The 4,219-nt window shown below is 72.0% G+C and carries 3 protein-coding genes; 2 read left to right on the top strand and 1 reads right to left on the bottom strand.

The window, feature by feature from the left end:
• Positions 1–337: 337 nt before the first annotated feature.
• A complete protein-coding gene (locus tag ACWD0Y_RS36205) occupies positions 338–1,990 on the bottom strand; it encodes a family 20 glycosylhydrolase (RefSeq protein ID WP_450264507.1) in 1,653 nt (550 codons plus the stop codon).
• Between the two features lie 258 nt (positions 1,991–2,248).
• Between ACWD0Y_RS36205 and ACWD0Y_RS36210 the strand changes: the two genes are divergently transcribed.
• Both ACWD0Y_RS36210 and ACWD0Y_RS36215 read left to right on the top strand, forming a co-directional pair.
• Entirely contained in the window at positions 2,249–3,538 is a 1,290-nt protein-coding gene (locus tag ACWD0Y_RS36210; RefSeq protein ID WP_450264508.1) for a glycoside hydrolase family 1 protein, read from the top strand.
• Between the two features lie 10 nt (positions 3,539–3,548).
• The gene (locus ACWD0Y_RS36215) at positions 3,549–4,127 is read left to right on the top strand and encodes a TetR/AcrR family transcriptional regulator (protein ID WP_450264509.1); all 579 of its coding nucleotides are present in this window, start codon (positions 3,549–3,551) and stop codon (positions 4,125–4,127) included.
• Positions 4,128–4,219: the final 92 nt, after the last annotated feature.

Below are 4,219 nucleotides of genomic sequence, written 5' to 3' on the forward strand. Positions count from 1 at the left end.
TCTGGCGGGGCGGCGCGCGCCCCGCCGCCCCCCCCCCCCCACCCCCCTGTCCGCTTGCGGAATGCGGAATGGGACAGCAAGACATCGGCGGTCCTCCCGTGAGGAAAACGCTGTCGCCGGGGAGGCCGAGCCGGTGCCGGTGGAGCTGGGCATGGGCCCCGGACACCGAGGTGAGGCGGGGTGAGCCCGCCCACCAGCAGGCGGTGCCGGGCCAGTGGGCTGATCCCGCCGAGCACCGCCCGCGGCTGGTGCACCGCGTTCCCGGCCACTGCCGGCCGCAGCCCTTCCCCGGCCGGGTCCGCGTACGGTCACAGGAGACCAGAGGACTGCTCCCCGGTCACGGCCAGGGGATTTCCGTGGAGGCCAGATAGGCGAGTCCCCGCTCCCGCCAGAGCCGGCCGTGGCGGGCGACGCGGTCCCGGTGGTCCTTCCATTCCGGTGCCCGGCCGGTCCACGCGGTCTCCGCGACGGACGCAAGGCGTGGCAGCAGCAGAGTGGTCAGGTCGTCGAGCCCTTCGACCGACTCGCCGAAGAGCGTCGCCTCGATTCCGGCGATCCGCGCCTCGGGGATCCCGTGGGAGGCGGGCTCCCACGCGGCGGTGTGACGGACACCGCGGGGCCGGTAGGTGGCGAACCCCAGGCGGGCGGCGCTACCGGCCCGGCCGGGTGGCATCACGTCCGGGGCATAGGGGCGGTCCAGGTAGAGGTGGGACTGCGGGGACAGCAGGACGCGTCCGCCCCCGTCGACGATGCGGGCGACGTCATGGCAGGCGGGGGCGAAGAACGTCTTGAGGGCCCTGATGAGTTCGAGGGTGTGACCGGCCGCGAGCAGCTCGGGCCGGCGGGCGAGTTCCTCCTCCGTGTCGGGCAGGTCCATCATCGGTACGTCCACCCAGAACTGGGCGATGTCGTCCTGGGTGATCCCGGCGCGCGAGGACTCCTGCCAGGCCAGTGGCCGCTTGCCCGACGCCCGTACGAGGGTGCGCAGTTCGCGTATCGCGAGGATGAAGCTGTCCTCGGTCATCCCGACGGTCTCGTCCCCGCCGATGTGCACGAAGGGGCCGGCGGTCAGCCGGCACACGTCGGCGAGGACCGAGGCGACGGTGTCCCGTGTGGCCGGGTCGGCGAGGTCGAGCGGAGGTACGAACGGGAAACGTCCCGCCAGGCCCTCCGGCGCGGGTGCGGCCGGCAGTCCCGGCAGGGCCTCGCGCAGGGCGGCGCAGTGGCCCGGCAGGTCGATCTCGGGGACGACGGTCACGAAGCGCTCGGCCGCGTACTCCTGGAGGGCGCGGTAGTCCTCGGTGGTGTAGAACTCCCGCGGTGTGCCGTCCTCCCCGGCCGTGGTCAGCTCGGGAGTGGCCGGCAGTTGCAGCCGCCAGCCCTCGTTGTCCGTCAGGTGCAAGTGCAGCACGTTCAGTTTGTAGAGCGCCGCGAGGTCGATGACGCGACGCACTTCGTCCGGGGTGAGCCAACCGCGCGCCGGGTCGATCATCAGGCCGCGCCACGCGTAGTGCGGGGCGTCCGTCAGCTCATGGCAGGAGAGCCGGGCAGTAGATGCCGTGATCAGCTGGACCGCCGTGGTGGCGGCGCGGAACACGCCCTCGGCGGTGGCGGCCCGGCAGGTGATGCCGCGCTCGGTGACCGTGAGGCGGTAGGACTCGTCCGCCGGTTCCGGGCCGCCGCACGGGGAGACGCCCACGGGTGTGCGGTGCGGCGGTGCCTCGTCGAAGGCGAGTGTGAGGGTGGCGGGACCGGAACCGGCATCGAGGACGGAGGCGGGAGTGCTGCCGTCCGGGCCCGGCAGCAGGCGGTCGCCCAGGTGCGGTTCCAGCAGCGCGCGCACCACGCCGGCGACCGCGGTGAGCCGGTCGCCGGCGGTTCGGATCCGCCAGGCTCCGGCGACCTGCAGATCTCCGTGCGGTTCTCCGTGCGGATCTCCGCCGACGACTGCCGCTGTCTGCCGTGCGGGGCGGGGAATGACGGCGTTCATGATCTCCTCCACCGGGCTGATAGGGGTCCGGCTTCCGGCCCGTGTGCACACCGGCCCCAAGACCCGGCGTCCTCGTCAGGTCGGCGCCGGGCCCCGGTGCGGTGGGCCGTGCCCGGAGCGGCGTACACGCTGCCGCCTCTTCCTGCCGGACCGGATCCGCCTGTACGCTAACACGAAAACCGATCAATGAACGCTTTTCATGGAGCCGCAGGCCGGCTGTCCGCCGGCCTGCGGCTCCGAAGCGAAAGGAGCTCCCGCATGACGTCCTCGGCCATGCCTGGCCTCGTGTTGCCGGACGGTTTCCTCATGGGAGCCGCCACCTCCGCCCACCAGATCGAGGGGAACAACGTCTCCAGCGACTGGTGGGCCGTCGAGAACCGGTCCGGCAGCTTCGTCGCCGAGCGCAGCGGGGACGCGGCCGACAGCTTCCACCGCTGGCCGCAGGACATGGACCTGCTGAGTGAACTCGGCTTCAACTCCTACCGGTTCAGCATGGAATGGGCCCGCATCGAGCCCGAGCGCGGACGGATCTCGCGCTCAGCCCTCGAGCACTACCGCGCCATGGTGCGCGGAGCCCTGGAGCGCGGCCTGACCCCGGTGGTGACGCTGCATCACTTCACCTCGCCGTGGTGGTTCAGCCGGCTCGGCGGCTGGGCGTCGCCCGAGTCGGCCGATCTCTTCGCGTCCTACGCGAGCGTGGCCGCGGAGGTTCTCGGGGCGGGCGTCCGCCACGTGGCCACGATCAACGAGCCGAACATGATCGCGCTGATGCACACCCTGATGCGCCGAGCCGCCCGGGAGGCGGACGGTGACACCGGTTCGGCGGGCGGGGAGCACGCGGGCGCCGTCGCCTTCGATCCCGCCACGACCGAGCCGGACGCGGAAGTCACCCGGGCGCTGATCCGGGCCCACCGGGCGGCCTCCGCCGCCCTGAAGGCGGCCGACCCCACGCTGCAGATCGGCTGGACCGTCGCCAACCAGGTCTACCAGGCCGAGCCGGGTGCGGAGGAGGTAGCCGCCGCGTACGCCCGGCCGCGTGAGGACGTCTTCCTGGAGGCCGCCCGTGAGGACGACTGGATCGGTGTGCAGGCGTACACCCGCCACCGGATCGGCCCGGACGGTCCGCTCCCCGTGCCGCAGGACGCCGCCACCACACTGACCGGCTGGGAGATCTACCCCGAGGCACTGGGTGAGGCGGTGCGGCACACGGCTCGCGTGGTCGGTCCGCACGTCCCCCTCCTGGTCACCGAGAACGGCATCGCCACCGGCGACGACGACCTGCGCATCACGTACACCGCAGACGCGCTGGCGAGCCTGGCCTCGGCCATGCGCGACGGCGTCGACGTACGCGGTTATCTGCACTGGAGCGCCCTGGACAACTACGAGTGGGGCTCCTACCGGCCGACGTTCGGGCTCATCGCGGTCGACCCGCACACCTTCGCCCGCGAACCCAAGGAATCGGCCCGCTGGCTGGGCTCCCTGGCCCGCGCCGGACGCATCCCCAGCGGCCCGGTCGCCGCGTCCGCCGGTCTTCCCTCCGCGGGCTAGGCTGACGGACATGGCGAAACGGGGCCCGTACGAGAAGGGCGAGGCAAAGCGCACCGAGATCCTGCACGCGGCTCTGGAGATCTTCGCGGCCGAGGGGTACCGGGGCACCTCGCTGCGCAAGGTGGCCGCCAAGTGCAATCTCAGCCTGCCCGGCCTGATGCACTACTTCGACTCCAAGGAGGACCTGCTCACACAGGTGCTGCGGATGCGTGACGAGACCGCCCGGATGCGGCAGGACGAGCGCACCAGCCCCGAGAGCTACCGGGAGATCATCCGGGAGAGTGCGAAGACCCCCGGCCTGGTGGAGCTGTTCGTGTCGATGGCCGCGGCCGCCAGCGACCCCGGCCACCCGGCGCACGAGCACTTCGCCGATCGCTATCCGGCGTTGCGGGAGCGGGTCGCCGCATTCGTCCAGAAGCGGATGGACGAGGGGCGGATGACCACCGTGGTCCCCGCCGAACGGCTGGCGGTACTGCTGCTGGCGGTGGCCGACGGCATCCAGTTGCAGTGGCTCATCGACCGGTCGACGGACATGGAGCAGCCGATCGACGACATCATGCGGCTCCTCGACCTGCGGCGGGAGACCTGACCGGGAGAAAAGGGCCGACGCCCCGAGGAGGTCGAGAAGACCCTGGGCGGCCCGCAGGACAACCTGCTGGTCACCAAGCTGGATGTCACCAG

The sequence above is a fragment of the Streptomyces altiplanensis genome, from assembly GCF_053591575.1.

What these genes read in the sequence shown, in the direction of transcription:
- ACWD0Y_RS36205 (WP_450264507.1), bottom strand. Translation starts at nt 1,990, where the DNA reads ATGAACGCCGTCATTCCCCGCCCCGCACGGCAGACAGCGGCAGTCGTC.
- ACWD0Y_RS36210 (WP_450264508.1), top strand. Translation starts at nt 2,249, where the DNA reads ATGACGTCCTCGGCCATGCCTGGCCTCGTGTTGCCGGACGGTTTCCTC.
- ACWD0Y_RS36215 (WP_450264509.1), top strand. Translation starts at nt 3,549, where the DNA reads ATGGCGAAACGGGGCCCGTACGAGAAGGGCGAGGCAAAGCGCACCGAG.